Below are 24,661 nucleotides of genomic sequence, written 5' to 3'. Positions count from 1 at the left end.
TTAAACAGGTATAATCGCAGATAAGCATAGAAAAATTAATTCAAATAACGATTGAAAAGTAATGATTAACCTGTTGGGTGTAATTATTAAAAAAGTCAGTTAGGGTATTTTTTGTGCAGTGAAGCGGAATAAAAAATGTATCGAGAACCGTTTTTAATGATAATTTTTCTATTCTCGATACCATTTTATATCGAAAATTACTCGAACTGACGAAAAAATCATCATCAAAAACTAATTATACCTAAAGAAAGGGTTAATGCTTATAAAAAATGAATCTGTATTATTTACAAAATACATCATAAGCAAACCGGATTAAAGTACCGATTACTACTATCAGGAAGAATATTCTAATAAAACCATTTCCTTTATTAATGACCAGCTTAGCACCAAGCCATCCGCCCAAAGCATTACTTACGGCCATTGGAACTGCAATTGACCAGATAATTTTTCCTTTTAAAACAAATAAACAAATCGAGCCAAAATTAGTGGCAAGATTTACCATTTTGGCATTGGCAGAAGCATGCAAAAAATCAAAACCCAATAGTACAATAAAAGCAACTACGAAAAAACTTCCGGTTCCGGGACCAATAAATCCGTCATAAAACCCAATAATTATACTGATTACGACAGCATATGAAATTTGTGTTTTAGCAGAATGGTCTTTAGCAACATGCTGACCAAAGTTTTTCTTTGCATACGTGTATAGTAACAATAAAGATAAAACTACAAGCAAAAGCGGCTTCATAAAATCATTACTCACCAGAGTTAATATTGTAGAACCCAAAAATGCCGAAGGAACTGCCAAACACATCATTATCAAAAGCAATTTCCATTCAATAACTACTTTTTTAAGATATTGAAAAGCAGCAAAAGCAGTCCCGCTGAAAGCAGGAATTTTTAAAGTTCCAACGACTGTTGATACTGGTAAATTTGGCAATAAAATTAATCCCATTGGAGTTTGTATCAATCCGCCACCACCCACAATTGCATCAATAAATCCTGCGGCAAAAGCCGCCAAACAAAGTAAAATTATTATATATGAATCCATTTTAAAGGTATGTTCCAAAAAGTTATAAACTTTCAACAAAAGTAAGTCTTACATTTAGTTTATTAAATAATTTTAAAGTGATTTCTCAGCAAAAAGTATATTTTTGCTGTAAATATTTTGAAAATGGATTTTACAAGAATTATAGAATTAGCCAGTTATACCTTACCTGCCATAGTTACCGGATTTGTGGCATATCGTTTTTTTGAACTGCATATCAAAAACAACGACAGAAAACGTGCTTTTTTACTCAACAGAGAATATCAGAAACAATCTTTGCCAATACGTTTACAGGCATACGAGCGCATGACTTTATTTTTGGAACGCATTAACCTTAACAAATTATTGATTCGAATTGCACCAATTTCTCAGCAAAAGCATGATTACGAAAACTTTATTATCGATCAGATCGAGCAGGAATTTGAGCACAATTTAACGCAGCAAATCTACATGTCTGACCAATGCTGGACAATCATTACAACATCCAAAAATTCTACTATACAAATTATTCGTAAAGCCGCGATGAGCGATCGTGTTGATAGTGCTGACAAATTGCGTGAAGTTATTTTGAACGATTTATTAGAAAAACAATCGCCAAGCAATGCGGCTTTGGGGTATATTAAGAACGAGGTTGCGGAGCTTTGGTAATATTTTATTTAAAATATGTTTTTTTTGATTCGTGCTGCGTCCAAGTATTGAATCCAAAAACTATTTTTAATATTCTATCTATTATCACTCATGATCTCCGACTTATTCTGAGCATATTCATAACCTTGCTCCCACCATACTTTCATCAGTTCCTTGTTAAAAATTAAGGCGTTGTTCGTTAATTTTGTTGGGGTGTAATATAAATTAAGTTTTACATTTTTATTGTTTGCTATCAATTTTCCTATAGCAATGTCGTGTTTTTCAACCTGATCGAGTGCAATCCGAAACAAATCAATCATCAATGAAAATGGGTTTTTTCCAATAACCATTTTTTCCATATTGACTTCCGTTTCTAAAATTATCACATCAATTTCTGTTGCTCCGCGGTTAATGGCTTCCTTAATTGGTACCAGACTAGAGAATCCACCATCGCCATATTCGTAATTATCTTTATTAACAAGACTCATAAACGGAACATAATTACTGGAGATCCAGGACCAGTCACAAAATTCATCGTAGGTACAATCCTTAACCGATTTATATTCCGCTTCATTTTTTGTAAAATTCGTTACCGTTATAACAACGTCTTTTTTCAGATTTTTCAATTGATTAAAATCCGACAAGGAAAAATTCTTTTTAATGTATTTCTGCAGGCCCTTACTTTCTCCAAATGTTCTTTTTCCTTTAAAAAACTGGCGTAAAACATTAAAGTGATTGATGGTTACGATATCAACACCATCTTTGACCTTCACCACAAAAGGGCAAATGTTAAATATTTTGGACATGTTTACATTGGTGTAAACCGAATGGATTTTTTGAATATTTCCGAGAGCCAAATGCGGTATAAGCAAACTACCTGTAGAAGTTCCTAAAAGTAAATCATATTCATATTTTTTAACTTGCAATAAATATTGTGCAACACCGCCGGCAAATGCGCCTTTACTACCGCCACCGGATATAACCAATGCTCTCATAAATAATATTAGGTTTTGTTTTTTTTAGAGAATAGATGCAAGAGCAAAGAACAAATACTATAACTCTAACCTACTCTTGAATCTTGTTTCTTGCTTCTTTACACTCTTTTTCCCTTTTACTCTTTCAATAAACGATCCAATTGGAATTGTTCATCGGGGTTCAAATTAGGCAAAATTCTATTAAATGACGTATGCATTTCAGGATTTTTTAATAATAATCGAATCGTATCTCTTCCAAATTTCGAAAATTGCCACATATGATGTGTTGTAGCTTGAACTAAATTACTCAAAACCTGATCGTTAATAATTTTAAAAGCAATTAGCTTTTCGAGTGCATTCTGTCGTGTAGAAGCTTCATATTTTGCAGAAGAAAAGGTAATCAATTCTGAAATTAATGCTTCATGATTATCACTGTAATTAGTTGTAGATAATGCTAATGAAAGCCATAAAGTACGCAGGTTATAATCATTGAAACCAATCCATTTTTTAGATTTATCAAGATATGACGAACGATTTTCAGGAAAATTATTCCACAAAAAATAAAGCGCTATTTCCTTTGTCTGATAGGATTTATCATCAAGTAAAGTTTCATAATTAATTCTGAAATCTTCAGGAATTGAAGACAAATTTTGAGCCACAGCCTGGCGAACCTTACTATTATTGGTTTTTAAAGCTGCTATTAAAAGTATTTTTTTAGCTTGATACTTTTCAGGTTCAATTTGATCTACAACTGATGCTTTTACGGATTGATAGCTGTCTGAATTTAAAATTTTTAAAAAATAATCCTGTTTTTCAGTTAATGGTGTTTTTTTCAGTTTATCAACTTCCAAACGCTCCTGAATTGTTTTATTTTTACTCAACAAAGCATTAGCGGTAGCTGTGTCAAAAGCAGTCGTTTCCAACCAGGTTTTCTGGAATTTTTTCAAATCAAAATCAGATACTTTTTTAATTTCCTCAAAGAAATTCTGTGTATTGACAGTTTGGTAGGAATATTTATTCAAATAACTTTTTATGGCTTTTTTAAATGCTCTGTCTCCAATCGATTCGTGTAAAACAAATAATGCCCAGGCACCTTTTTCGTAAAAAGTCAGGGAACTGGCCTTTGCATTCAAAACTGGAATCGAATCTGTTCTGGACGCAAATTTTAGTTGTTGCGCAGTATCATACAATTTTGAATAAAAATAATCATCCCCAAAAATTTCTCTTTCTGCCAATGCAGCATAATAAGTTGCAAAACCTTCCTGAAGCCAGTGATGCGTACTGCTCTCGGCGGTAATTAAATCTCCAAACCAATGATGAGCCAATTCATGGGCATCAACATTAGTATAATTCCGATCTTCAAAACCAATGGAATCAACCACATAACGGGTTGCAAAAAGTGTTGTTGTCGTATTTTCCATTCCCGCATACAGGAAATCACGTACTGGAATTTGCCTGTAGATTTTCCAGGGATACTTCACTCCTATTTCTTTTTCCAAAAAATCAAAAACACGTTTAGAATAACGATAGGTAGGTTCAAAACGATTTGTATCTTTAGGCTCCAAATAATATTCCAAAGGAATTTTAGATTTTGATTTGAATTCTTTTTTATCAAACTTTCCAATCGCAAGCATCAATAAATAAGAACTCATTGGGTTTTGCATTTTATATTGCCAAATAAATTGATTGTTGTTCTCCGTCTTTTCCTGTAAAATTCCGTTCGAAACAACCTCGTAATTCTTATCATAAGTAATTCCTAAATTAAAAACTACTTTTTCCTTCACATCATCAAAACTAGGAAACCAATTACTTGTGTATCTCCCCTGTCCCTGTGTCCAGATTTGCACTTCTGAATTCTCAATATCTACAAAATATAAAGCCTGTTTGGGTTTTACCTTATATTCAAAAGTCAGCTGGTTTTTTCCTTTTTGAAAATGATAGCCGATTTGCAATTGTTTACCCGTATTAATAAAAACAACCTCCTTTTCATTGATTGCTACGTTTGTAAAGTCCATATTTTTGGCGTCAACCTTAATGGTATCAACAGGTTGTAGAACTTCAAACTGATATTCGACAGAACCGGAAACCAATTTTTCACTGGTATTAAATTTCAACTGACCAGAAACCGTTTTAAAATCAACAAATTGGGTTTGCTGGGCAAAAGCAAAACTGGTAATAAATAATAGGATGTATTTCATTTAAATAAATTTGAAGGCAAAAATCCAAAGTTACAAAGGTTTCATCAACAAATCGAATGAAATTTGTATGTTTACATTAGAAAATTATACGATCGTGTTAACACCTAAAAAAGCTTTATTTAACTGGAGCAGCGGAAAAGATTCTGCTCTGGCTTTATACAAAATCCTTCAAAATCCTGATTTCAAAATTGAGTGTTTACTGACCAGTGTCAACCAGCAATATCAGCGGATTTCTATGCATGGCGTCCGAGTAGAATTGTTAGAATGTCAGGCAAAAAGTATCGGTTTGCCATTAAAAGTCATCGAGATTCCGGAAATGCCAACTATGGAAGTTTACGAAAATGTAATGTCCGAAACCTTAAACGAATTAAAAAAGCAAGGTATTACCCATTCGGTTTTTGGAGACATTTTTTTAGAAGATTTGCGAAAATACCGGGAAGATAAATTATCCGAAATTGGCTTTGAAGCCGAATTCCCATTATGGAAAATTCCAACACACGATTTGATTCAGGAGTTTATAAGTTTAGGATTTAAAACGATTGTAGTTTGTGTAAACGAAAGCTTTCTCGACAAAAGTTTTGTTGGCCGGATTATAGATCAGGATTTCATCAATGATTTACCCGAAGATGTAGATGTTTGTGGAGAAAATGGTGAATTCCATACGTTTACTTTTGATGGGCCGATTTTTTCTGAAGCTGTTCATTTTAAAATTGGCGAAACCGTATATCGCAAATATGAAAAACCTAAAAATCAGAAGTCATCAGATATAGCTTGCAATAAAAACTCTTCTGATGCTTTTGATTACGGATTTTGGTATATTGACTTAATACCTAATTATTTTCACCATGACAACAAATAAGCAATTTCCTGAATTAAAAAAACTCCTGTTATTCTTAAACGAAATAGGGATTGACATAATCGAAAAAGAGCTTCAAACTTCTTTTTTGCCGGGATTAAGTTTAGGGCCTAATTGTCTTTATATTGATTTTGAAAAATTATTATATCCGGGCGATATTCTGCATGAAGCGGGACATTTGGCTGTAACTACTGCTGAAGAGAGAAAAATAGCAGGTACAGATGAAATGGCTAGCGACTGGCCTAGCCAAGGAGAAGAGATTGCTGCAATTCTCTGGTCTTTTGCAGCAGTAAGACACTTAGCATTGCCAGTCGAATTTGTATTTCATCCTAAGGGATACAAAAATGGATCGGAGTGGCTTATTTCAAATTTTAACAGCGGAAATTACATTGGTTTACCTTTTCTGGAATGGGCTGGACTTGCTTTAGGAAAAGAACGTGCAGAAAAAGAAGGTAAAGAAGCTTTTCCTAAAATGTTAAAATGGTTAAGAGACTGAAATTATCGATAAATTAGTAAATTCAATAAAGTTCCCGGTTTTTTTATACTAAAAAAAGATAAAAACGATGTTCAAAAGATTATTGATAAAACTGGACAAACTACGTCCACACAAATAAAGTCCATTTTTTTAATAAAATTGCCTATAGGTTTGCGAAACCCAGTTACCAGAACATAAATAGGCAAATTCATTAATAATTATGGTATAATTAGCTCTATAAATTAATTATCTAGGGATAGGATAAACTGAATAATTTCCTGAACATTCAAAATAAAGTCAGGTGTCGTATTCTGGATTGCATGGGTTGGCATAAATGGCATTTCGGCGGAAATAGGGTCCTGAACAACAATAATTCCGCCAAAACTTTGAATTGCTTTTAATCCTTCAGTTCCGTCAGAATTAGACCCTGACAATAAGACTCCTATTAACTGATCCTTATAAATTTCTGCCGCCGATTCGAATGAAACATCAATACTGGGTCTGCTGTAATTTATTTTTTCAGAAGTATCAAGTGATAGCTGGTTGCTTTTTTCAAACAATAAATGGTAATTTGATGGCGCCACGTAAATAAATCCAGGTAAAAATGATACTTTATCTTCCACGGACTTTACTTCTATATTGGATTTTAATTTAATGAGTTCCTCTAGCGTTTCCTCATCTGTACTTTTTCTATGAACAACGATTACAATGGCAAGCCTTTTTATTATAGGCAGTTCAGGTAACACCTGCATTAAAACATGTAAACTGCCAGCAGAACCTCCTATAATAATGACTTTACAATCTGCTGTTATTTTACTTTCCTCCATATTTTTTCTCTATCGAGTTGTTTATATTTATTTAACGATATCGAATATTTTATGGTTTCTTTGGTTCCTAATGCCAAAAAACCAAGAACAGACAAGCTTTCATCAAATAAATTAATGGCCCTTTTTTGCAAGTCATTGTCAAAATAAATCAAAACATTGCGACATAAAATAAAGTCAAACTCATTAAATGAAGTATCTGAAACTAAATTATGCTGCGAAAATACCATTTTCTGACCTAATTCTGCATCAAATTTAGCGCTGCCATAATTAGCGGTATAGTAACTTGAAAAATCTTCCTTTCCACCAGAATCCCTGTAATTTTCTGAATATTCTTTCATCATCCGCAAAGGGAAAATTCCTTTTTTTGCTGTTTCTAATACTTTTTCATTTATATCGGTAGCATAAATTAGGGATTTGTGCAACAGTCCGGCTTCTTTTAATAAAATCGCCATTGAATAGACTTCTTCGCCTGTAGAGCAGCCTGCATGCCATAACCTAATGAATGGTTTAGGTGCCAGTTGTGGTAATATTTGATTTCGTATTACAGCATAAACGGCAGGGTCCCGAAACATTTCTGTAACATTAACCGTAATTTCGTCAACCATATGTCTATAATATTCAGGATCATATCGGACCTTTGAAAGAAATTCATGAAAGTGATTAAATCCATCTAATTGATACACTCTGTTAACACGTCTCTTTAAAGAGGCTCTAGAATAACTTCCAAAGTCAAACCCGTAATATTCATATACGTCATTTATAAGGGTTTCTAACTCGATGTCTTCTATCATAATCTTTTCAAATTTTGCTTAATACTATAAGCAATTTATCCACATCTACAGGTTTTGAGATATAATCATCAGCGCCTGCATCCAAACATTTTTCTTTATCACCAGGCATCGCCTGAGCAGTTACAGCCACTATAAAAAGGGATTTTCTGGATGAAATCTTCTTAATTAGGGGAATTGCTTCGTAACCGTCCATTTCCGGCATCATCATATCTATTAACACAGCATCAATAATTTCGTCAGAACTCAATATTTTTAAAGCTTCCTCAGCACTTAAACAAGAGACACATTCAAATGATTTTGCACGTAAAGTATTAACCATGGCAAAAATATTTCTTGAATCATCATCAACAATTAAAAGCCTTTTTTTATTCATTTTAATATATTTTTAAACTTTATCATATAACCAAACACGCAACAATGAAAGCAGCTGATCAATATCTACTGGTTTCGTAATATAGTCGGAAGCACCTGCCTTTATACATTTTTCCCGATCTCCCGTCATTGCTTTTGCTGTAACGGCTATTAGTGGAAGTGATAAATTCTTAGGATTGCTTCTTATTTTTTCTGCTGTCTCATATCCATCCATATTCGGCATCATCATGTCTAAAAGGACAATATCCGTATTAGGGTTTTCCTCTAAAACTTTAATAGCTTCTTTACCGTCAAAAGCAGTTATTACATTCATTTTAAAAACTTCCAGAGCTTTGGTCAATGAATAGATATTACGTACATCATCATCAACAATCAAAACTGTCTTATCCAGTAAAATATTATTTAACAGATTGAGTTTTTTATAATTTTCTTTTTTGCCACCAGAACTTTTATCTTCCTCAACCAAATGCAGGAAAAGAGATACCTCATCGAGCATACGTTGGTAGGAATGTGCTGTTTTAACAATAATTGAATCAGCATATTTTTTAATTTTAACTTCTTCTTTTATCGATAAACTTTTCCCGGTAAATACGATTACGGGAAGATTTTCCAAGCCTGGACTTTTTTTAACATTATCTAAAATCTGATACGCTTGTTTATCCGGAATTCCCATATCTAAAATAACACAATCAACATCTGCTTTAGTTAATGCCGTAACTCCATCAGCAACATCACTTTTAATCTCAGAATTGATATTATATGTTTCTAAAAAATAAGACAATGCTTTAGCATGCTTAGGGTTATCTTCTATAATTAATACTTTTTGTGATTCTTTATTGATAATATGTTCAATCTTCATGAAAACCTCAGGGATCTTATCGAATGCTGCAGGTTTCTCGAGAAAATCTACTGCTCCTTTTAATAAACTTTCCTGTTTTAATTTATGCGACGACATAATATGAACCGGAATATGTTTGGTCTGCAAGTTGTTTTTTAATTCCTCCAAAACTTCCCAACCACTTTTTATTGGCAATTCGATATCAAGTAAAATCCCAACTGGTTTATAAAGCAATGCAAAATTCAAAGCATAATCACCCCGAACCGTTACAATCCCTTTATAACCATTTTTCCGACTATACGTTAATAAAGATTTTGCAAAACTTATATCATCTTCTACTATTAAAATTACTTTATCACCAGGTAAAACTGAACTTCTGTCATCTTCTATTTCCTGAGGAATTTTGGCACTGATATATTTCTTTTTTACGTCCTTTTCCTGTGTTTCTTCAAATTTTTCAATTTGTAGTGGTGGTGCTTTCTCAATAACCATTTTTTTCATTTCTGATCCAAAAACAGGCAGACAAAGGGTAAAGGTACTTCCTTCATTTTCCTGACTGTGGAGTATAATTTCTCCTTTAAGTAATTTTGCCAGTTCCCTGCTGATAGACAATCCTAAACCGGTTCCTCCATATTTACGTTTAGTAGATCCATCTGCCTGTTGGAAAGCTTCAAAAATTAATGGCTGTTTATCTAATGGTATGCCGATTCCGGTATCTTTTACGATAAAACAGATTATTTTGTCATCATCTGTATTGATTTTAATTTCCAGGCTTACAGAACCTTTCTCTGTAAATTTAATGGCATTTGAGATTAGGTTTTTTAGTATTTGTTCCAAACGCATTTTATCAGTCTTGATAACAATTGGCGCTTCCTTGGAAATAATCTCAAAATCAATATTTTTTTCTTTGGCTACTTGTGTAAATAAACCTGATATATTATCCGTTATTTCTTTGGTTGAAACGTCTAAAAATTCCAGTTCCATTTTTCCTGCTTCAATTTTAGACAAATCAAGGATTTCATCAATTAAGCCTAACAAACTGTTTCCTGAACTCATGATAACTTTTGCAAACTCTATTTCTTCATTATCCAAAGTTTCATTATTGTTTTCAGATAATAATCTGCTTAAGAGTAAAATAGAATTCAAAGGAGTTCTTAACTCGTGTGACATATTGGCCAAAAATTCTGATTTATAGCGCGTCGTCAATTCTAAGGCTTCTGATTTCTTTTGAATTTCAGTATTTTTTTCTTCAAGCAGCACACTTCTTTCAGATAATTCTTCATTGATTTGCTGAAGTTCTTCCTGCTGCACCCTTAATTCTTCTTCAGAAGCCTGAAGTTTTTCAGTTTGTGCTTCCAGCTCTGCATTAATTGATTCCAAATCTGTATGTTGGGCTTGTAATTCCTCTGATTGGGATTGCGTTTCTTCCAGCAATTCGAAAACCCTTGCACGGTTTTTTGTTGCCTTTAAGGAAATTCCAATATTATTTGAAATGATTTCAAAAAATTCTAACTCAAGTGGTGAAAATTCACTAATACTAGCAAGTTCAATTGCTCCTTCAGTTTTGGTGTCCAATAATGGAACTGCAACTATATGTGCAGGCTTTATTTCTCCTAAAGCGTAACTTACCTGAATATCTTCCGGAGACAATTCTTTTAATTCAAGTATTTTACCTGAAACAATAGACTGACCAATTAGACCTTCTCCTTTTTTTATACGTTCTTTCTTTTTATTCGGAATATAACTGTAACCCGCTTTGGCAAACAGTTCATCACCCTCTAAAACATATAAAACACCTGCATTGCTGTTGGTATAGCTGCATAAAAATTCAATAATATCCTGGCATAAATCATGCATTTCCTTATCTCCTAACATTACGTTATTCAACTTTGCAATTCCTGTCTGCAGCCATTCTTTTTGAGATAATAGTTCAAATGATTTTTTTAATGAAATACTCATACTATTCAAAGATTCTCCAACAATCCCCAATGCATCCGATTTAGTATCATCTACAAGGGTGTCAAAATTTCCATTTGAAATATTGATTGAGATGGCACTTATAGCTTCAATTCTTTCAGCAGTTTCCTTGTCTTTTTTAATTAATTCATTCTGCAGTAAAGTACGTTCATTGTAATCTTTCAAAATTCTGCCCATAAATATGATACTTATAATCAAGGAGATTATAAATGCGGCAATTATTAAAACAAAACTATAAGTCCCATATCTTTGTGAGTTATCACTCCGCTCATTTAAGAGCTGACGCTCAGTACTTTCTATACGCTTAAAATAACTTCGTAATTTATCCATCATCTTTTTACCTTCGTTAAGATCAAAAGTGACTATATTTTTATTTAACCGTTTTTTTACAACCTGATTGTTTATATATGTAAAGAAATTTCCTCTAAGTACCTTTAGTTCTTTTAAGTTTTTCTGCTGAACAGGATTGTCAATAGTCATATCTTCAATTTTTTCAAAAAAAGAATCAGAAACTTGTTCAGAATCATAGTATTGTTGCAGAAAATGATCATCACCGGTAATTAGAAATCCGCGCATAGCGGTTTGTGCATCTGTTATTACAGCAGCACCTTCATTAAGATTATAAATAACATCCTGGGTATGATTAACCCAATAGTTGCTGGTTAATAAACTTTTAATACTAAGAAATGAAGCCAGCGAACTAACTGTTAGTATCAATAACGAAAAAAACGAACTGATTAATAAATTCCTTTTAAAATTATTACTTTTCATATAAATTGTATTATTCTTCATATTGTAATGGCAATACCATTATAAAAATTGCCCCATCCCCTACCTGGCTTTTTGCAGTAATGAGTCCGTTGTGTTTTTCGATTATTTTTTTAGCGATTGCCAGGCCTATTCCTGTTCCCTCATAAGTCTGACGGTCGTTAAGACTCTGGAAAATAATAAAAATCCGATCAAGATATATTTCATCAAAACCAATTCCATTGTCTTTTACAGTAATTCGGCAATATTTACCATTTTTACAAACTTTACCATCAAAATCCTTCGTTTCTATAAGTTCTGAACTTACTTCGATATGAGGAATTCTGGTATCTGCAGAAAACTTGAGTGCGTTTCCGATAAGGTTTTGAAATACCTGTCTTAACTGACTCGGAATACTGTCAATTGTAGGTAACTCATTTGTTTTGATTACAGCGTTTTTTCGTTCTATCAAATAATCAAAGTCTGATAATACTTCCTGCAAAACAACATTTAAATCTGTTTTTTCAGGTAAAACTTTTGATGATAACCGGGAATAGGCCAACAAATCTGTAATTAGAGTTTGCATTCTTTCAGCAGATTTGATTGTTCTGTTTACATAATCAATCGCCTTTTCATCATTCACCAAATAAAGTTCCTTGATGATTTTGATAAAAATCTGAATTTTACGGATTGGTTCATTCAGATCATGCGAAACTACCCATGAAAACTGTTGTAATTCGTGGTTTCTGAATTCCAGCTCTTCATTTTTTGAAACGAGTTCTTTGGTTCTTTCAGCAATTTTGAGTTCGAGGTTATCCTGAGCATCTTTTCTGATTTTGATTTCCTTTGACAGCAAATCTTTCATTATTTTCAGTTCGTTTTGCTGATTGTAGATTTTGATGTATGTTTTTACTTTTAAAATAAGCAAATCCGTGTCGACAGGTTTTGTGATATAATCAATTCCTCCGGTTTCATATCCTTTAGAAATATATTTTTTATCAATATTGATTGCTGATAAAAAAATAACCGGAATATCTTTTGTTTTTGTGTTTCCTGATAAAATTTTCACCACTTCAAAGCCGTCCAGTCCTGGCATCTGAACATCCATGATAATAAGGGAATACTCTTTTTTCAACACTTTTTTTAATGCTTCCTCTCCGGAATCAGCACTATCAACTTCAATATCATGCAGTTCCAAAGTTTTTTTCAGGGCTATTATATTGGCCCGGATATCATCTACAATTAATATCATTCTGTTGGGGTAAAATATTATAAATTTAATAAAATAATAGTTTTTTATTAACTACTAAATTGATTTTGATTTTTTAGTTATCCTATTAAAGTAATGATTACTAAGATAAGCTATCAAATTTATAAAAAAATAAAGGAAACTGCATTTTTTATGTTATTAAATAAAAAAACTATTTTTTAAGTCACCTTTTTGCATATTTTGTATATTAAAAAATTTGATCAAACATTTTAAACCAATTCCAATTTAATAATTTCTATTGAGATATTCTTTATTTTTTTTCAGTTAAAGAAATGCATTTGATAATTATAATTTAGATAATTGACATCTGAAATTTAAACATCATGAAAAAAACAAAATCATTTCCCGAACAAAAACAAAACCTGCCCGGTAATGAATACAAAATGAATCCCGAGCCGGAAATAATACGTGAAAACTATACCGGCAGTGGAAAATTGCTGGGAAAAGTCGCTTTTATAACTGGTGGTGACAGCGGAATTGGCAGAAGTGTTGCCGTGCATTTTGCCCGTGAAGGTGCTGATGTTGCCATAGTGTATCTAAAAGAAAATAAAGATGCAGTTGATACTAAAGAAATGATTGAAAGAGAGGGGCAGCAATGTCTGTTAATAAGCGGAGATTTAAAGAATGCTGCATTTTGTAAAAATGCTGTAAAAAAATGCCATGCACATTTTAAAAAAATCAATATTGTGGTCAATAATGCAGCCATACAATTTCCTGAAAATGAATTGGAAAATATTACAAAAGCGCAGCTTAAAAAAACATTTGAAACCAATATCTATCCCTATTTTTATATTACAAAAGCAGCACTATCATATTTACAAAAAGGTGATACCATTATCAATACCAGTTCTGTAACTGCCTATCGCGGCAGTGAGCATTTGGTTGACTATGCCAGCACAAAAGGAGCAATTGTGAGCTTTACAAAATCCCTATCTGCTATGCTTGCTAAAAAACAAATACGGGTAAACGGAGTTGCACCTGGTCCTATCTGGACACCATTGATTGTTGCCAGCTTTGATAAACTTTCAGATTTTGGAAAAGATAATCCCATGGGTAGAGCCGGCCAGCCTTCTGAAGTTGCCCCAGCTTATGTTTTTCTGGCTTGTGAAGACAGCAGTTATATTACCGGGCAGTTTATTCATATAAATGGGGGTGAAATTGTTGGAGGCTAAACTAAAAAAATCACACTATGAATGGTATCGATATACTTGGACTTTTTGCAGGAGCATGCGTAACTATTTCTGTAATACCTCAAATTATTAAAGTTTTTAAAACAAAAAAAGTTAGACAGATTTCATTATTAACTTTTAGCATTCTGACTTTCGGAATTGCAATATGGGTTGTTTATGGAATACTTAAAAACGACTTGCCCATCATTATAACAAATAGTCTTTCGCTAGTCCTGAACTTAATAATGGTCTACTTTATTATTTACTATGAAAAAGAAAGTTAAACGAAAAAACAGCTTTATAAAAGCTGTTTTTTCGTAAAGAAAGAATATGTAATGCTCTGTTAGCTAACTCGTTTTAGAGTATTGAAACTAAATGCCAAATGGTATTTTCCTTTCAGTAAACGAGGTAAATGGCGCCCTGCCTGACCAACTCCATAAAGTACTTCTGAAATATTTAAATTTGAAATTCTTTTAAGATCATCGATTTGCTTATTTGCTAAAGCTATAATTGGCTGTATTGCTCTGATATAACCATAACTATGCAGTATGATTTCTGTTTCAAGTATGTTCTCTAAAATTCTCTTTTTTAATAGATTTCCAACTATTCCTTTTTGAGGTACATTTTTAAACTCTTCTAATTTTTCAGCAATTTTTAAGTTTAACGGCCCCACATATCTATAATTATCAGATGATTTAGCAAACATTTCCTTTAAATCAGAAAACAGATTTGAATCTTCAACATTTTGCAGGCTGGCAACATTACTGCTTATAATAGAAAACTTAACACGTTCAAAAGCTTTAAAAAACAAAACGCTGTTAATATTTGAAGTATTTCTTAAAATTCCTGAATGTTTCTCTTTTAAGTTTTTCTTCTCACCATTAATTCCAAAACTATGAGTTACATTCCCTTGTGTACAATATGCAAATACAACAGGTGAATTATCAGAAGATTCCATACTTAAAACCACATCATCATTAAATTCCATATCAAAATCTAAATAAGTCAATTGTTTTGTAAATGAAACTCCGCTAATAGTTCCGCTAGCTGATTTAGATTTTACCAGTAAACTGTACTGATCATTATCTAATTTTAAGGTTCCTTGCAAACTATCCTGAAGAGTTTCAAAAATAGTTTCTAATCCGCCTGTATTTAAGTATAGTTTTTTCATTATATAACTTTTAAAATTCTGTATAAAATTTAGATGGTAAAAAAAAGTTTTCTTTTCTTTTTCTTACATTACAAATTTCGCTATACTATGGATTTAAAATGTTATATAATTTTTTATATGCCTTTCATAATTAATACTTTACTTAATAAAATTATTAAAAAAAAACAGCTGCCCAATAAATTTGAACAACTGTTTTCCAGCAAAATAAAAAATCAAGTATGATCCTTTATCACTTAAATAATTTATGTATCTGCTATGTAAGCTTATTAATATCAGCATTTGTAGAATAATTCTCTTCAGGGATATCCTTAAAGAATTCAGCTGCTTCTAAATCAGCAGATGGTCCATATCCTAATAAATAAGTCCCTTTAACCTGGTTAGAAGTTTCAATAACATATAATATAGACATATCGTCAGGATTGCTCATTCCTTCATATCGGTGATGGGCGACAATAAAAATTTCAGCAGGTTTATATCCGTATTTAGTATCAACGTCTATCAGGCAATTATTTTGAAATAAAAAATTAGCACAATAACCATTCTTCTGATATTTGTCTATATAATCGGTCTCTTCTTTTGCATATTCTTTTTTCATAATGCTGTTTTTAATATTTATAAAATTCCTTTAGTAAATTTCCTTAATAAGACAGGTGTTGATTAACTCAATAGATATTTTTATTATCTCATTTAGTTTTAAAAAGAAATATTAATAATAAGTCTTGGTGATGGATAATTTGAATAAGAGAATTTGTTTTATGAATCAGTATAACAGAAATGAACGAGTAATTAACGCAATTAGTTAATGTTTTGATTTGAAATAAAAAATCCCTTGTATTCTTTTATTTGAAGAATACAAGGGACAATAAATTAATCTATTTTCTATTTATGATTTATATACAAAATTACGGTCTGTAGGAACAAACTTGGTCCAGTCAATTTCAAGAGCATGTTCGATAGATTTTACAATGTCTTTCATTAATACTGGTTTGGTAATAAAAAAATTTGCTCCTAAGTTTCGACATTTTTCAATAATTGTCGGCTCGTTTGAAGTCGAAAATATAACTACCGGGATATTACTTTTTGTTTCGGAGTTCCGAAGTTCTGAAAGTACATCAAATCCATTTTTACCCGGCATATTCAAATCCAAAAAAACAAGATTAGGTGTAGGTGGCGGATTGTAAATTGCTTTTAACAATTTATCTCCTCCATTATAAGTCATAAGCTCTATTTTTTTTGGTAATGATTCTACAGCATCCGTAAAAATGCTCAAATCGTCTTCATCATCATCAGTATAAAATATAGTGAAGTCAGTCATGTTAGTTTTTGAAAGTTAGAAGTATTCAGCGCCAAAGATAGTTAAAATAATGAATTTTATATGCATACATCGCTTCCTAAATATTTTTTCTGAAAATAGAAAAATGACAATGTTAAAACTGAATTATATAAAATATTTAAGCCAAAATAGTAAGAACTTTATAATTATAAAGAAACTTTAATAAAAAAATAAATAAATAAATATGGGAGATCATAAAGACCTTAGAAATGACTCGGCCACAGAAAAAATAAAAGATCTGGCTGAAGATATAAAAACATGTATGTTTTGTACTTACAAGAACGGCAGACTACAATCCCGTCCTATGTCTGTTCAGGAAATTGACGAAGATGGAAATCTTTGGTTTCTATCAGATAAAAACAGCAATAAAAACGATGAAATAAACATGAATTCAAAAGTAGAGGTATTTTTCGCTCAACCTCATGACAAGTTCCTGACATTACATGGAAATGCAACCATATTATATGACCGAAGAAAAATTAAGGATTTATGGAATCCTATCATCAAAGTATGGATGCCTGAAGGAGAAGATGATCCCAACTTAAGCATTATAAAAGTTACACCGGAAGACGGATATTACTGGAACAATAAAAATGGTAAAATGGCAGCCTTAGCAAAAATGACTGTTTCTTTACTTACAGGAAAAACCATGGATGACGGGATTGAAGGAAACCTGGAATTATAATTTTAAAATATCAAAAAAAAAGGCCAATTCTAAATAAAAAGAATTGGCCTTTTTTTATAACTTTTTAAATTCCAAAGCATTTAAAATCCCCTCTGTACCGGCAGTATTATTAAAATAAACAAAGGCCGTTTTGTCTTCAATTTTATTTTTTATCTGAATTAATTCTCCTTCAGAATAACCAGAATAAAAGAGTTTTTTATTACCATGAAACCTTATATAAAGCAAAGGGAATTCAGTAAAAAAAGTTTCCGGAAGTTTTGGATAACTGACACTGCAAAATGTAATATCATGCATAAGAAAAGCTTCCCACACTTCTTCATTCCACCAGCTTTCATGTCGAAACTCGATTACATTAGTAAAATTTGGATCTAAACTGCTAATGATTAGATTAAGCCTTTCTTTGCTGTAATCAAAACCTGGCGGCAACTGGAACAGAATACATGCTAACTTTTCTTTTAAAGCGCTTTTGCAAATGGCATAAAAATCTGAAATTAAATCACTGCAATTCTTAAACTTTTTGATATGTGTAATTTCTTTTGGCACTTTTACGGAAAACATAAAATGGTCAGGCGCTTTTTTATACCAGTTATCAAATATTTTTACTGTTGGAAATTTATAAAAGCTTCCATTAAATTCGTAGGTGTCAAAATATTGGCAATAATATTCAAACCACTTAGCAGCTGGCAGATCTTCGGGATAAAAAATCCCTTTCCAGTATCTGTTATTAAAACTAGAACAGCCAATTAAAACAGCATCTTTCATTGGTGCAGTATTTGACAATTGGTACAAAAAAAACTTCTGCGCTTTTTTGTTCCATTATATTTTTTTTCCAAAGGAAGATCACAGCGGAGACAAATTTTTTGGGCGTAGGCAAGCCAGTGCTTTTTTAATTCATTTTTTTTCTTCCAGTCCAAAAATTGAAAACTGTAAATAGTACTTTCATCGATAATTATATCAAGTTCACTATCCGGAATTTTACCTACTAACGATTCAGGGTGGATTTTTGTTCTGTACAAAACTTCGTTTTTAATAATGTTACCTACTCCAGAAAATATATTTTGGTCTAACAAGGCATCACAAATCATTTGTTTTGGATTTTTTTTAAGGCTTTCCATTGCTTTAGAAGGGCTCCAATTTTCATTCATTACATCCTCACTCCAATCATAATGGGAATTAATATCACCTTCCAAAAGTTTAACAGAGCACGTGTAAAAATTAACTTCCCCAGTTGCAAAAACCAGACTTAGTCTGGGAATCGCTTCTTTTCTTTCATTTATCAGATACGTACCAAACATCAGCAAATGAATTTTAACGGTAAAGCCATCTAAACAAATTAAAAAATGTTTTCCCCAGGTTTTAAAAGACATGATTTTTTTATCCCTTACTCTTTCAATATCAATACTGGTGTTTCCTGAAACATCAATTACCTTTTTACCGGCAAATTGCTGGACAGCTTCTTTTAAAATTACTATTGACGGACCTTCTGGCATTTCTTTAATTTTTAGATATACATTACAGAAAAAAAGAAGTGCTCTTATCAGCACTTCTTTTTTAATTTTTTATTTAATCTGCTTCTGCAGCTTCTACATTAATTGCATTTACAGCCACCTCGGTAAGTTTTTTATCAGCCCCTTTTTCTTCATCTAATGTCTCCTCTAATAAAGCAGCAGCTTCTTCAAACCCTAAAGTTTCAGCAAATTGTCTTAATGTTCCGTAAGTTGCAATCTCATAATGCTCAATTTTTTGGGCTGCAGAAATAATTCCTGCATCACGTACAACGCCAATTTCAGTTTCCTCAATAATTCCTTTTCCCTCCTCTATCAAGCCTTCCATAGCATCACATTTTTTTGCTGTGGCTTTCTTTCCTATCAATTCAAATACCTTTTCTAAACGAATTATCTGATCTTCCGTTTCGGTTAGATGACTATTAAGTGCTTCGATTAAATCGGCAGAAGTAGCATTCTTAGCCATTAATGGTATCGCTTTTGTCAGTGCCTTTTCTGCCCAATAAATATCTTTAAGACCATCTTCAAATAATTCCGTTAGTCCTGATGCAGCATTCGATTTTGCTTTAATTGTCCCTTTTTTAGGTTCTTGGCTCTGGTTGATTTCTTTTTTATTATCTGTACTTTTCATAATATGTAAATTTTTAGATTATCATATTTCAAAATTACTTCTGTAAATCAGCTACTTGATTATATTATTCAATTCTAAAGTTCTATTATAAGCACCTGAATATTATGAAAGTACATTCTAAAATCCTGTAAAATATTCTTTACATATGAGTCATAGATTTGTATGAATAGAAACAGCAAAAAAATTGTATTATGTCAACAGATCAAAAATATAAAAACAAAGAATCCGAAGTTTATTTCTCTCATAAATATCAAGGTGCATACTTAGATGTTGAAACAGCGATGCTAATTGATATCGCTATTAATAATCTTCTTAAAAAGGACAATATTTTAAGAAATGAAAATATTCCAAATGAAGAACAGGTAATAAACGAGCAGGACCATATTTTGAATAATCAGGAAGATGATGAATTCTACCAAAATGAAAATCCTGAAGAAGATAATAAGGAAGAAGGCATTCAAAATGACGAGAATTTAGATACAGATGATTTACAGCAAAGAAATGATTAAATATTATTTCATTTGCAAACAAATCTGACGATAAGAATCCCAACCATCTGTAAATTATAGAATTACATATAAAAATTCTATAACCGATTCCTTTTAATCATCAATAGATTTGTATTTATAACTATTTAAAAAACACTATCATGAATACTACAGAACGAAGAAGCGATCCTTTATATGACACACAAGATGCTGTAAACGAGAATCAACATACAGGAGAAAGAAATGATGTTGTAGATAAAGAATTCTATGACAATGATGAGATCAATCAAACCAATGAGGAAATTGCTGACCGCGGTTATACCATCAGAAACGGATACGATCCAAACAACCCTAATCCTGATCAGGAAACCATTACAAATGATGAGGATGATCTGGATGATTTGGATGACGACTTTCACAGTCCAAAAGATCTTGAACATGATGATGATGAAGATTTAGCGGTAAATGATGAATTCGACAATCCCTCAGATGATTTTAATGAAACTGAAGATGATGAAGATCTCGAAGATGATGATTTAGAAGAAGAAGATGACTTTGATGATTTAGAAATCGGAGAAGAGGAATCTGAAGAAAGCTATCCGGAAAACGATCCAAGAAGATTTTAATTTCTTTTAAAAATAATAAAAGCCGCAATTTGCGGCTTTTATTATTTTCTTAATCCCCTATTTTTTCTAATGTAGGTATATCATCCATTTTTTCGAGGCGTTCTGCCAAACCTTCTTTTGCTTCTTTCAATTCCTGGTTTACCTCAAGCAATTGTTTGTATAATTCTTCTTTTTCTGAAGTTGATTGTTCTATTTTACGCATGATTTCATAGATCTCGCCTTCTGCTTCCATAACTTTAAGCCTTTTATAATAAGTCAGGGTTTCTGTCATATGGGCCAATGCAATCATGGCAGTTAAAAACGGATGATTATTGGTGACATTAACATCTTTAATCTTTCCATGTTCCAATTCCACTTTTAAGGCAAAAGCAAATTCTTCCATATTAAATTCTTCGTACTTACTTTGCGGATTCAAATAGGCCTTAATAGCTTCTACATTGTTCATTGTCGAAAGATCAACTTCTGTATTTGTTTTTTCATTCAAATCCCTAAAAATAACGCTTGCAATTGCCCTTGCTTCTGCAGCTGTCGGTTCATTTTCAGGATTTTCAAAATCGCGTATCGACCAGTCCCAATTATCATGATGAACCGGTTTGATATATTTTTCACAAAAAACTGTCACATCCTCTTTTAAACTTATAAATTGATTATCCCTTTTAATATATATATCCTGATAGGTACCGCTTTTTGTTCCCATATGCTATTTTTTAAAAAATTAAACGACACATGTACCTAAATATATGTGTCGTTTGGTTCGTTTAATTTATATTTTTCTCTAAATATTTCTTCTTCCGCTAATAAGGGATAAGATAAATAATATTATGAAAATAAAGAATAATACTTTAGCAATACTTGCTGCTCCGGCGGCAATACCTCCGAAACCAAAAATTCCGGCTACTATAGCTAGAATGATAAAAATGACTGTCCAACGTAACATACTTTGTGATTTTAGTTAATTAATTGATTTTGTTTGCTATTCAAATATCCTTCTTTTATAAACAATGAATTAACTCTAAACATTATTTTTTTATCTCAATCAAATAGTATTTTTCTTAATATAGGTTAAGTTGCATCAATAGCTAATAAACTATTTTTGTATGAAACATTTGACCATGAAAAAATATGATTTTTTAATATTAGGTAAAAATCAGGCTATACTTGAAATTTTACTTCGGCTTGTAAATGCAAATGGAGATTGGTATGGTGTGGGATTTAATGATGAAAAACTGGCTCAGGATTACTTTTTAGAAAATAAACCTGATTTTGTTTTACTGAGTTCAGGAATTGAAGATTATATTGAAGAAGATTTCACCACTTTTTGCATAGAAAACCACCCGGATATCGAAGTTATTCAACATTTTGGTGGAGGAAGTGGCTTGCTTCAGTCTGAAATCTATGATCGGTTATATAAAAAGGGAAAGTTGTAAGATGGAAAAAAAATATTCCGTAGCTATTTATCCTTCGCAGGAAGTTATTGATTGTGTAAAAACAATGAAGGATTATCTAAAAAACAAGATTGATTGGTATAACAGCTGTAACTCTGTGGCGCATATTACTATCTGTGAGTTTACAATTGACGATTCTAAAATAAATGAATACAAACAAAAGCTTTTTAAAATTTGCGATACTTTTGAATCTTTTACCGTTCATTTAGATCATTTCGGCTCTTATGAAGGTGGCGCATTTTACATTGATCCGAATGAATATTCTAAAATGAAGCTGAAACCAATCATGAAAAAAACCCAGGATGCATTACACCTTTCAAATCTTAAAAAAAGCAATGATCCCCATATATCTGTCGGCAGAAAACTAACTCCTGAAAGTCTAAAAATAGCGTCTCAGCTTTTCACTACGATTGACATCCATTTTTTATGCAGTGAAATTGTTTTACGTGAATTAGATCATGTTAAAAAACAGTTTTTTGTAATTGATACTTTTTCGTTTGGCAATAATCCACAACCAGAGTTAGTTCAGGGGAGTTTGTTTTAATCATAAAGAGAAATTTTTTAAATCCTAATTTGATTTCGTATATTTGAATTTTACAATTTTTCAATATGAAATCACTAGATTCTTTTTATCAGGATATTACCGAAGGTTCCAACATCGAACCAGGATCATTATTGCCCAACGATATCAAAAAAGAAATAGGCCATTTTAATGTTTTCGACATTAAGGAACTGATGGAGCGAATGAAAGACAAACCCGCAATGCCTTATGACCGAAGAGCTTACTACAAAATAAGCCTCATAAAAGGTGAAAACCGGGCTGAATACGCTGATAAAATAATACAAATTGAAAAACAGGTTCTTTTATTTGCTACTCCAAAAATTCCATACAACTACGTTCCACAAGACACCGATCAATCCGGTCAATTTTGTGTTTTTACCAGCGAATTTTTATCCAAAAACAAAAGTGGTATTGATTTAGACGGACTTCCTATTTTTGCTTCTGACGGTTATCCTGTTTTCCAACTTTCTGATGATGAAGTCATTGAAGCCGAATTGATTTTCAATAAAATCCAAAAAGAAATCAACTCCGATTATCTTTATAAATATGATTTGATTCGGAATTATGTGGCAGAACTCATTCACTTCGGACAAAAATTACAGCCGGTTACAGCTTTATATTCCAAACACAATTCGGCAACAAGGGTTTCCTCTTTATTTGCTGAATTATTAGAAAGGCAATATCCGATAGAATCACCTCATCAGAAGCTGGAACTAAGAACTGCCAAAGATTTTGCTGAAAGATTATCAATTCATGTCAATCATCTCAATAAGGTTTTAAAAGAAAATACCGGAAAAACAACCACAGAATTAATCAGCAGCAGGGTAATCCATGAAGCAAAAATTCTTTTAAAGGAGACACATTGGAATATTTCTGAAATTGCGTATTCACTTGGTTTTGAAGAACTGGCACATTTTTCTAATTTCTTCAAAAAACAAACTTCCTTAACACCTTTAGCTTTTCGTACGAATTCATGATTTGAATTTCGTAAACATCTGTTTGATATTTACAATTCATAAAAACCACTTTGCTCCTACTTTTGTCTGAATCAATTTAAAACAAAATATAAAATGGCAGTTCATACAAAAATCGCTTTAGTAACAGGCGGCAGCAGGGGTTTAGGTAAAAACATGGCAATTGCAATTGCAAAAAAAGGAATAGATGTTATTATAACGTACAACAGCAAAAAAGAAGAAGCTGAGGCGGTGGTAAAAGAAATTCAGGATTTAGGACAAAAAGCAACGGCAGTTCAATTAAATGTAGCTGATTCTGGCAGTTTTGATGCTTTTTTCAAGAATGTTTCAGAAGTTTTAAAAAACAATTTTAAAACCGATAAATTTGATTTTCTGGTCAACAATGCCGGAATCGGAATTCATAATTCTTTTATGGAAACAACTGAAGCAGAATTTGATCAACTAACCAATATTCAATTCAAAGGCCCTTTTTTCCTGACCCAAAAAGCTTTGGATATAATGAATGACGGTGGCGGAATTGTTAATATATCTACAGGTCTTGCCCGGTTTTCATTTCCGGGATATGCAGCTTATGCTTCTATGAAAGGCGCCATTGAAACTTTAACAAAATATCAGGCGAAAGAATTGGGCGAAAGAAAAATAAGGGCCAATGTGGTTGCGCCGGGAGCGATAGAAACTGATTTTGGCGGAGGGGCTGTTCGTGACAATGAGCAGTTAAACAAAAATCTGGCAGCTGCAACAGCTTTAGGGCGAGTTGGTTTGCCGGATGATATTGGTGGAGTTGTTGCTTTTTTATGTACCGAAGATGCCCGCTGGGTTAACGCACAGCGTATTGAAGTTTCCGGTGGAATGAATTTATAATTTCAGGATTGTGATATTGACCCGACAGATTTTCAAAGTTTGTTGGGTTTTTTATTGGAAAATTTTTAAATTAGGTTTGCAGTATTTTTTTCAGGAGCTGTTCCTGCTATCCGCTTGTATCTTTTTCCGGCTAAAGAAGCCAGAAAAAGGATACCGCTTCTATCCTACCGTGTGGACACATCTAAGAATAATTGCCATCCTTCCATTATTGCTG

Annotated in this window: 28 protein-coding genes; 12 read left to right on the top strand and 16 right to left on the bottom strand. The window is 32.2% G+C overall.

Going from position 1 to position 24,661, the window contains the following annotated elements; genetic code table 11:
* Window positions 1-280 precede the first annotated feature (280 nt).
* Window positions 281-1,048, bottom strand: coding sequence for a TSUP family transporter (locus tag ABI657_RS07535; RefSeq protein ID WP_348096631.1), 768 nt, complete (start codon window positions 1,046-1,048; stop codon window positions 281-283).
* A 123-nt stretch (window positions 1,049-1,171) separates the two neighbouring features.
* Between ABI657_RS07535 and ABI657_RS07530 the strand changes: the two genes are divergently transcribed.
* Window positions 1,172-1,693, top strand: a complete 522-nt coding sequence (locus ABI657_RS07530) for a hypothetical protein (protein WP_348096630.1) — start codon at window positions 1,172-1,174, stop codon at window positions 1,691-1,693.
* A gap of 74 nt (window positions 1,694-1,767) precedes the next feature.
* Here the strand turns inward: ABI657_RS07530 and ABI657_RS07525 are convergent, their stop codons facing one another.
* Together ABI657_RS07525 and ABI657_RS07520 are read right to left on the bottom strand one after the other, a co-directional pair.
* Window positions 1,768-2,667 carry a patatin-like phospholipase family protein gene (locus ABI657_RS07525; protein WP_348096629.1) on the bottom strand — a complete coding sequence of 300 codons (900 nt, stop codon included), beginning with the start codon at window positions 2,665-2,667 and terminating at the stop codon, window positions 1,768-1,770.
* Between the two features lie 116 nt (window positions 2,668-2,783).
* On the bottom strand, window positions 2,784-4,844 hold the full coding sequence (locus ABI657_RS07520) for a M1 family metallopeptidase (RefSeq protein ID WP_348096628.1): 2,061 nt from the start codon (window positions 4,842-4,844) through the stop codon (window positions 2,784-2,786).
* A 67-nt stretch (window positions 4,845-4,911) separates the two neighbouring features.
* Between ABI657_RS07520 and ABI657_RS07515 the strand changes: the two genes are divergently transcribed.
* Both ABI657_RS07515 and ABI657_RS07510 read left to right on the top strand, forming a co-directional pair.
* A complete protein-coding gene (locus tag ABI657_RS07515) occupies window positions 4,912-5,703 on the top strand; it encodes a diphthine--ammonia ligase (RefSeq protein ID WP_348096627.1) in 792 nt (263 codons plus the stop codon).
* Entirely contained in the window at window positions 5,690-6,196 is a 507-nt protein-coding gene (locus tag ABI657_RS07510) for a hypothetical protein (protein ID WP_348096626.1), read from the top strand. The genes ABI657_RS07515 and ABI657_RS07510 overlap by 14 nt, the downstream gene beginning before the upstream one ends.
* Before the next feature lie 221 nt (window positions 6,197-6,417).
* Here the strand turns inward: ABI657_RS07510 and ABI657_RS07505 are convergent, their stop codons facing one another.
* The 5 genes from ABI657_RS07505 to ABI657_RS07485 are packed head-to-tail and all read right to left on the bottom strand — an operon-like array spanning window position 6,418 to window position 12,979.
* A complete protein-coding gene (locus tag ABI657_RS07505; RefSeq protein ID WP_348096625.1) occupies window positions 6,418-7,002 on the bottom strand; it encodes a chemotaxis protein CheB in 585 nt (194 codons plus the stop codon).
* Entirely contained in the window at window positions 6,984-7,793 is an 810-nt protein-coding gene (locus ABI657_RS07500; protein WP_348096624.1) for a protein-glutamate O-methyltransferase CheR, read from the bottom strand. The genes ABI657_RS07505 and ABI657_RS07500 overlap by 19 nt, the downstream gene beginning before the upstream one ends.
* Before the next feature lie 7 nt (window positions 7,794-7,800).
* Window positions 7,801-8,166: a response regulator gene (locus ABI657_RS07495; protein WP_348096623.1), complete on the bottom strand. Its 366-nt coding sequence runs from the start codon at window positions 8,164-8,166 to the stop codon at window positions 7,801-7,803.
* Between the two features lie 12 nt (window positions 8,167-8,178).
* Window positions 8,179-11,751: a response regulator gene (locus ABI657_RS07490; RefSeq protein WP_348096622.1), complete on the bottom strand. Its 3,573-nt coding sequence runs from the start codon at window positions 11,749-11,751 to the stop codon at window positions 8,179-8,181.
* A gap of 10 nt (window positions 11,752-11,761) precedes the next feature.
* Window positions 11,762-12,979 carry a response regulator gene (locus ABI657_RS07485; protein ID WP_348096621.1) on the bottom strand — a complete coding sequence of 406 codons (1,218 nt, stop codon included), beginning with the start codon at window positions 12,977-12,979 and terminating at the stop codon, window positions 11,762-11,764.
* 341 nt (window positions 12,980-13,320) lie between these two features.
* Here ABI657_RS07485 and ABI657_RS07480 point away from each other — a divergent pair, with 341 nt between their 5' ends.
* Together ABI657_RS07480 and ABI657_RS07475 are read left to right on the top strand one after the other, a co-directional pair.
* Entirely contained in the window at window positions 13,321-14,169 is an 849-nt protein-coding gene (locus ABI657_RS07480) for an SDR family oxidoreductase (RefSeq protein WP_348096620.1), read from the top strand.
* Between the two features lie 17 nt (window positions 14,170-14,186).
* Window positions 14,187-14,450 carry a SemiSWEET transporter gene (locus ABI657_RS07475; RefSeq protein WP_348096619.1) on the top strand — a complete coding sequence of 88 codons (264 nt, stop codon included), beginning with the start codon at window positions 14,187-14,189 and terminating at the stop codon, window positions 14,448-14,450.
* A 59-nt stretch (window positions 14,451-14,509) separates the two neighbouring features.
* Here the strand turns inward: ABI657_RS07475 and ABI657_RS07470 are convergent, their stop codons facing one another.
* From ABI657_RS07470 to ABI657_RS07460, 3 genes are all read right to left on the bottom strand, one after another.
* The gene (locus tag ABI657_RS07470; RefSeq protein WP_348096618.1) at window positions 14,510-15,337 is read right to left on the bottom strand and encodes a hypothetical protein; all 828 of its coding nucleotides are present in this window, start codon (window positions 15,335-15,337) and stop codon (window positions 14,510-14,512) included.
* Window positions 15,338-15,590: 253 nt separating this feature from the next.
* Window positions 15,591-15,932 (bottom strand): hypothetical protein, encoded by a 342-nt coding sequence (locus ABI657_RS07465; protein ID WP_348096617.1) that lies wholly within the window; start codon window positions 15,930-15,932, stop codon window positions 15,591-15,593.
* 288 nt (window positions 15,933-16,220) lie between these two features.
* Window positions 16,221-16,652: a response regulator gene (locus ABI657_RS07460; RefSeq protein WP_348096616.1), complete on the bottom strand. Its 432-nt coding sequence runs from the start codon at window positions 16,650-16,652 to the stop codon at window positions 16,221-16,223.
* Window positions 16,653-16,854: 202 nt separating this feature from the next.
* On the opposite strand from ABI657_RS07460, the gene ABI657_RS07455 reads away from it, so the two are divergent.
* Window positions 16,855-17,355 (top strand): pyridoxamine 5'-phosphate oxidase family protein, encoded by a 501-nt coding sequence (locus tag ABI657_RS07455; RefSeq protein WP_348096615.1) that lies wholly within the window; start codon window positions 16,855-16,857, stop codon window positions 17,353-17,355.
* Between the two features lie 54 nt (window positions 17,356-17,409).
* Here the strand turns inward: ABI657_RS07455 and ABI657_RS07450 are convergent, their stop codons facing one another.
* From ABI657_RS07450 to ABI657_RS07440, 3 genes are all read right to left on the bottom strand, one after another.
* On the bottom strand, window positions 17,410-18,117 hold the full coding sequence (locus tag ABI657_RS07450) for a DUF72 domain-containing protein (RefSeq protein ID WP_348096614.1): 708 nt from the start codon (window positions 18,115-18,117) through the stop codon (window positions 17,410-17,412).
* Complete coding sequence (locus tag ABI657_RS07445; RefSeq protein WP_348096613.1) at window positions 18,114-18,845, bottom strand: DNA-formamidopyrimidine glycosylase family protein; 732 nt, start codon at window positions 18,843-18,845, stop codon at window positions 18,114-18,116. The genes ABI657_RS07450 and ABI657_RS07445 overlap by 4 nt, the downstream gene beginning before the upstream one ends.
* 73 nt (window positions 18,846-18,918) lie before the next feature.
* On the bottom strand, window positions 18,919-19,491 hold the full coding sequence (locus ABI657_RS07440; protein WP_348096612.1) for a ferritin-like domain-containing protein: 573 nt from the start codon (window positions 19,489-19,491) through the stop codon (window positions 18,919-18,921).
* A 191-nt stretch (window positions 19,492-19,682) separates the two neighbouring features.
* Here ABI657_RS07440 and ABI657_RS07435 point away from each other — a divergent pair, with 191 nt between their 5' ends.
* Entirely contained in the window at window positions 19,683-20,000 is a 318-nt protein-coding gene (locus ABI657_RS07435) for a hypothetical protein (protein ID WP_348096611.1), read from the top strand.
* Window positions 20,001-20,140: 140 nt separating this feature from the next.
* Window positions 20,141-20,605, top strand: a complete 465-nt coding sequence (locus tag ABI657_RS07430) for a hypothetical protein (protein ID WP_348096610.1) — start codon at window positions 20,141-20,143, stop codon at window positions 20,603-20,605.
* A gap of 49 nt (window positions 20,606-20,654) precedes the next feature.
* Here the strand turns inward: ABI657_RS07430 and ABI657_RS07425 are convergent, their stop codons facing one another.
* Both ABI657_RS07425 and ABI657_RS07420 read right to left on the bottom strand, forming a co-directional pair.
* On the bottom strand, window positions 20,655-21,302 hold the full coding sequence (locus tag ABI657_RS07425; protein ID WP_348096609.1) for a DUF5661 family protein: 648 nt from the start codon (window positions 21,300-21,302) through the stop codon (window positions 20,655-20,657).
* A gap of 78 nt (window positions 21,303-21,380) precedes the next feature.
* Window positions 21,381-21,542, bottom strand: a complete 162-nt coding sequence (locus tag ABI657_RS07420; protein ID WP_348096608.1) for a DUF1328 family protein — start codon at window positions 21,540-21,542, stop codon at window positions 21,381-21,383.
* A 160-nt stretch (window positions 21,543-21,702) separates the two neighbouring features.
* Here ABI657_RS07420 and ABI657_RS07415 point away from each other — a divergent pair, with 160 nt between their 5' ends.
* From ABI657_RS07415 to ABI657_RS07400, 4 genes are all read left to right on the top strand, one after another.
* Window positions 21,703-22,032, top strand: a complete 330-nt coding sequence (locus tag ABI657_RS07415) for a hypothetical protein (RefSeq protein WP_348096607.1) — start codon at window positions 21,703-21,705, stop codon at window positions 22,030-22,032.
* A 1-nt stretch (window position 22,033) separates the two neighbouring features.
* On the top strand, window positions 22,034-22,594 hold the full coding sequence (locus tag ABI657_RS07410) for a 2'-5' RNA ligase family protein (RefSeq protein WP_348096606.1): 561 nt from the start codon (window positions 22,034-22,036) through the stop codon (window positions 22,592-22,594).
* A 65-nt stretch (window positions 22,595-22,659) separates the two neighbouring features.
* On the top strand, window positions 22,660-23,589 hold the full coding sequence (locus tag ABI657_RS07405) for a helix-turn-helix transcriptional regulator (protein ID WP_348096605.1): 930 nt from the start codon (window positions 22,660-22,662) through the stop codon (window positions 23,587-23,589).
* Between the two features lie 93 nt (window positions 23,590-23,682).
* Complete coding sequence (locus ABI657_RS07400; protein ID WP_348096604.1) at window positions 23,683-24,447, top strand: SDR family oxidoreductase; 765 nt, start codon at window positions 23,683-23,685, stop codon at window positions 24,445-24,447.
* The last annotated feature ends 214 nt before the right edge of the window (window positions 24,448-24,661 follow it).

This window comes from Flavobacterium sp. (assembly GCF_039930565.1).
Classification (GTDB): domain Bacteria; phylum Bacteroidota; class Bacteroidia; order Flavobacteriales; family Flavobacteriaceae; genus Flavobacterium.
The sequence above is the reverse complement of the archived record's forward strand: the minus strand, read 5'-3'. Positions and strand labels throughout refer to the sequence as shown.

What these genes read in the sequence shown, in the direction of transcription:
- ABI657_RS07535 (WP_348096631.1), bottom strand. Translation starts at nt 1,048, where the DNA reads ATGGATTCATATATAATAATTTTACTTTGTTTGGCGGCTTTTGCCGCA.
- ABI657_RS07530 (WP_348096630.1), top strand. Translation starts at nt 1,172, where the DNA reads ATGGATTTTACAAGAATTATAGAATTAGCCAGTTATACCTTACCTGCC.
- ABI657_RS07525 (WP_348096629.1), bottom strand. Translation starts at nt 2,667, where the DNA reads ATGAGAGCATTGGTTATATCCGGTGGCGGTAGTAAAGGCGCATTTGCC.
- ABI657_RS07520 (WP_348096628.1), bottom strand. Translation starts at nt 4,844, where the DNA reads ATGAAATACATCCTATTATTTATTACCAGTTTTGCTTTTGCCCAGCAA.
- ABI657_RS07515 (WP_348096627.1), top strand. Translation starts at nt 4,912, where the DNA reads ATGTTTACATTAGAAAATTATACGATCGTGTTAACACCTAAAAAAGCT.
- ABI657_RS07510 (WP_348096626.1), top strand. Translation starts at nt 5,690, where the DNA reads ATGACAACAAATAAGCAATTTCCTGAATTAAAAAAACTCCTGTTATTC.
- ABI657_RS07505 (WP_348096625.1), bottom strand. Translation starts at nt 7,002, where the DNA reads ATGGAGGAAAGTAAAATAACAGCAGATTGTAAAGTCATTATTATAGGA.
- ABI657_RS07500 (WP_348096624.1), bottom strand. Translation starts at nt 7,793, where the DNA reads ATGATAGAAGACATCGAGTTAGAAACCCTTATAAATGACGTATATGAA.
- ABI657_RS07495 (WP_348096623.1), bottom strand. Translation starts at nt 8,166, where the DNA reads ATGAATAAAAAAAGGCTTTTAATTGTTGATGATGATTCAAGAAATATT.
- ABI657_RS07490 (WP_348096622.1), bottom strand. Translation starts at nt 11,751, where the DNA reads ATGAAAAGTAATAATTTTAAAAGGAATTTATTAATCAGTTCGTTTTTT.
- ABI657_RS07485 (WP_348096621.1), bottom strand. Translation starts at nt 12,979, where the DNA reads ATGATATTAATTGTAGATGATATCCGGGCCAATATAATAGCCCTGAAA.
- ABI657_RS07480 (WP_348096620.1), top strand. Translation starts at nt 13,321, where the DNA reads ATGAAAAAAACAAAATCATTTCCCGAACAAAAACAAAACCTGCCCGGT.
- ABI657_RS07475 (WP_348096619.1), top strand. Translation starts at nt 14,187, where the DNA reads ATGAATGGTATCGATATACTTGGACTTTTTGCAGGAGCATGCGTAACT.
- ABI657_RS07470 (WP_348096618.1), bottom strand. Translation starts at nt 15,337, where the DNA reads ATGAAAAAACTATACTTAAATACAGGCGGATTAGAAACTATTTTTGAA.
- ABI657_RS07465 (WP_348096617.1), bottom strand. Translation starts at nt 15,932, where the DNA reads ATGAAAAAAGAATATGCAAAAGAAGAGACCGATTATATAGACAAATAT.
- ABI657_RS07460 (WP_348096616.1), bottom strand. Translation starts at nt 16,652, where the DNA reads ATGACTGACTTCACTATATTTTATACTGATGATGATGAAGACGATTTG.
- ABI657_RS07455 (WP_348096615.1), top strand. Translation starts at nt 16,855, where the DNA reads ATGGGAGATCATAAAGACCTTAGAAATGACTCGGCCACAGAAAAAATA.
- ABI657_RS07450 (WP_348096614.1), bottom strand. Translation starts at nt 18,117, where the DNA reads ATGAAAGATGCTGTTTTAATTGGCTGTTCTAGTTTTAATAACAGATAC.
- ABI657_RS07445 (WP_348096613.1), bottom strand. Translation starts at nt 18,845, where the DNA reads ATGCCAGAAGGTCCGTCAATAGTAATTTTAAAAGAAGCTGTCCAGCAA.
- ABI657_RS07440 (WP_348096612.1), bottom strand. Translation starts at nt 19,491, where the DNA reads ATGAAAAGTACAGATAATAAAAAAGAAATCAACCAGAGCCAAGAACCT.
- ABI657_RS07435 (WP_348096611.1), top strand. Translation starts at nt 19,683, where the DNA reads ATGTCAACAGATCAAAAATATAAAAACAAAGAATCCGAAGTTTATTTC.
- ABI657_RS07430 (WP_348096610.1), top strand. Translation starts at nt 20,141, where the DNA reads ATGAATACTACAGAACGAAGAAGCGATCCTTTATATGACACACAAGAT.
- ABI657_RS07425 (WP_348096609.1), bottom strand. Translation starts at nt 21,302, where the DNA reads ATGGGAACAAAAAGCGGTACCTATCAGGATATATATATTAAAAGGGAT.
- ABI657_RS07420 (WP_348096608.1), bottom strand. Translation starts at nt 21,542, where the DNA reads ATGTTACGTTGGACAGTCATTTTTATCATTCTAGCTATAGTAGCCGGA.
- ABI657_RS07415 (WP_348096607.1), top strand. Translation starts at nt 21,703, where the DNA reads ATGAAACATTTGACCATGAAAAAATATGATTTTTTAATATTAGGTAAA.
- ABI657_RS07410 (WP_348096606.1), top strand. Translation starts at nt 22,034, where the DNA reads ATGGAAAAAAAATATTCCGTAGCTATTTATCCTTCGCAGGAAGTTATT.
- ABI657_RS07405 (WP_348096605.1), top strand. Translation starts at nt 22,660, where the DNA reads ATGAAATCACTAGATTCTTTTTATCAGGATATTACCGAAGGTTCCAAC.
- ABI657_RS07400 (WP_348096604.1), top strand. Translation starts at nt 23,683, where the DNA reads ATGGCAGTTCATACAAAAATCGCTTTAGTAACAGGCGGCAGCAGGGGT.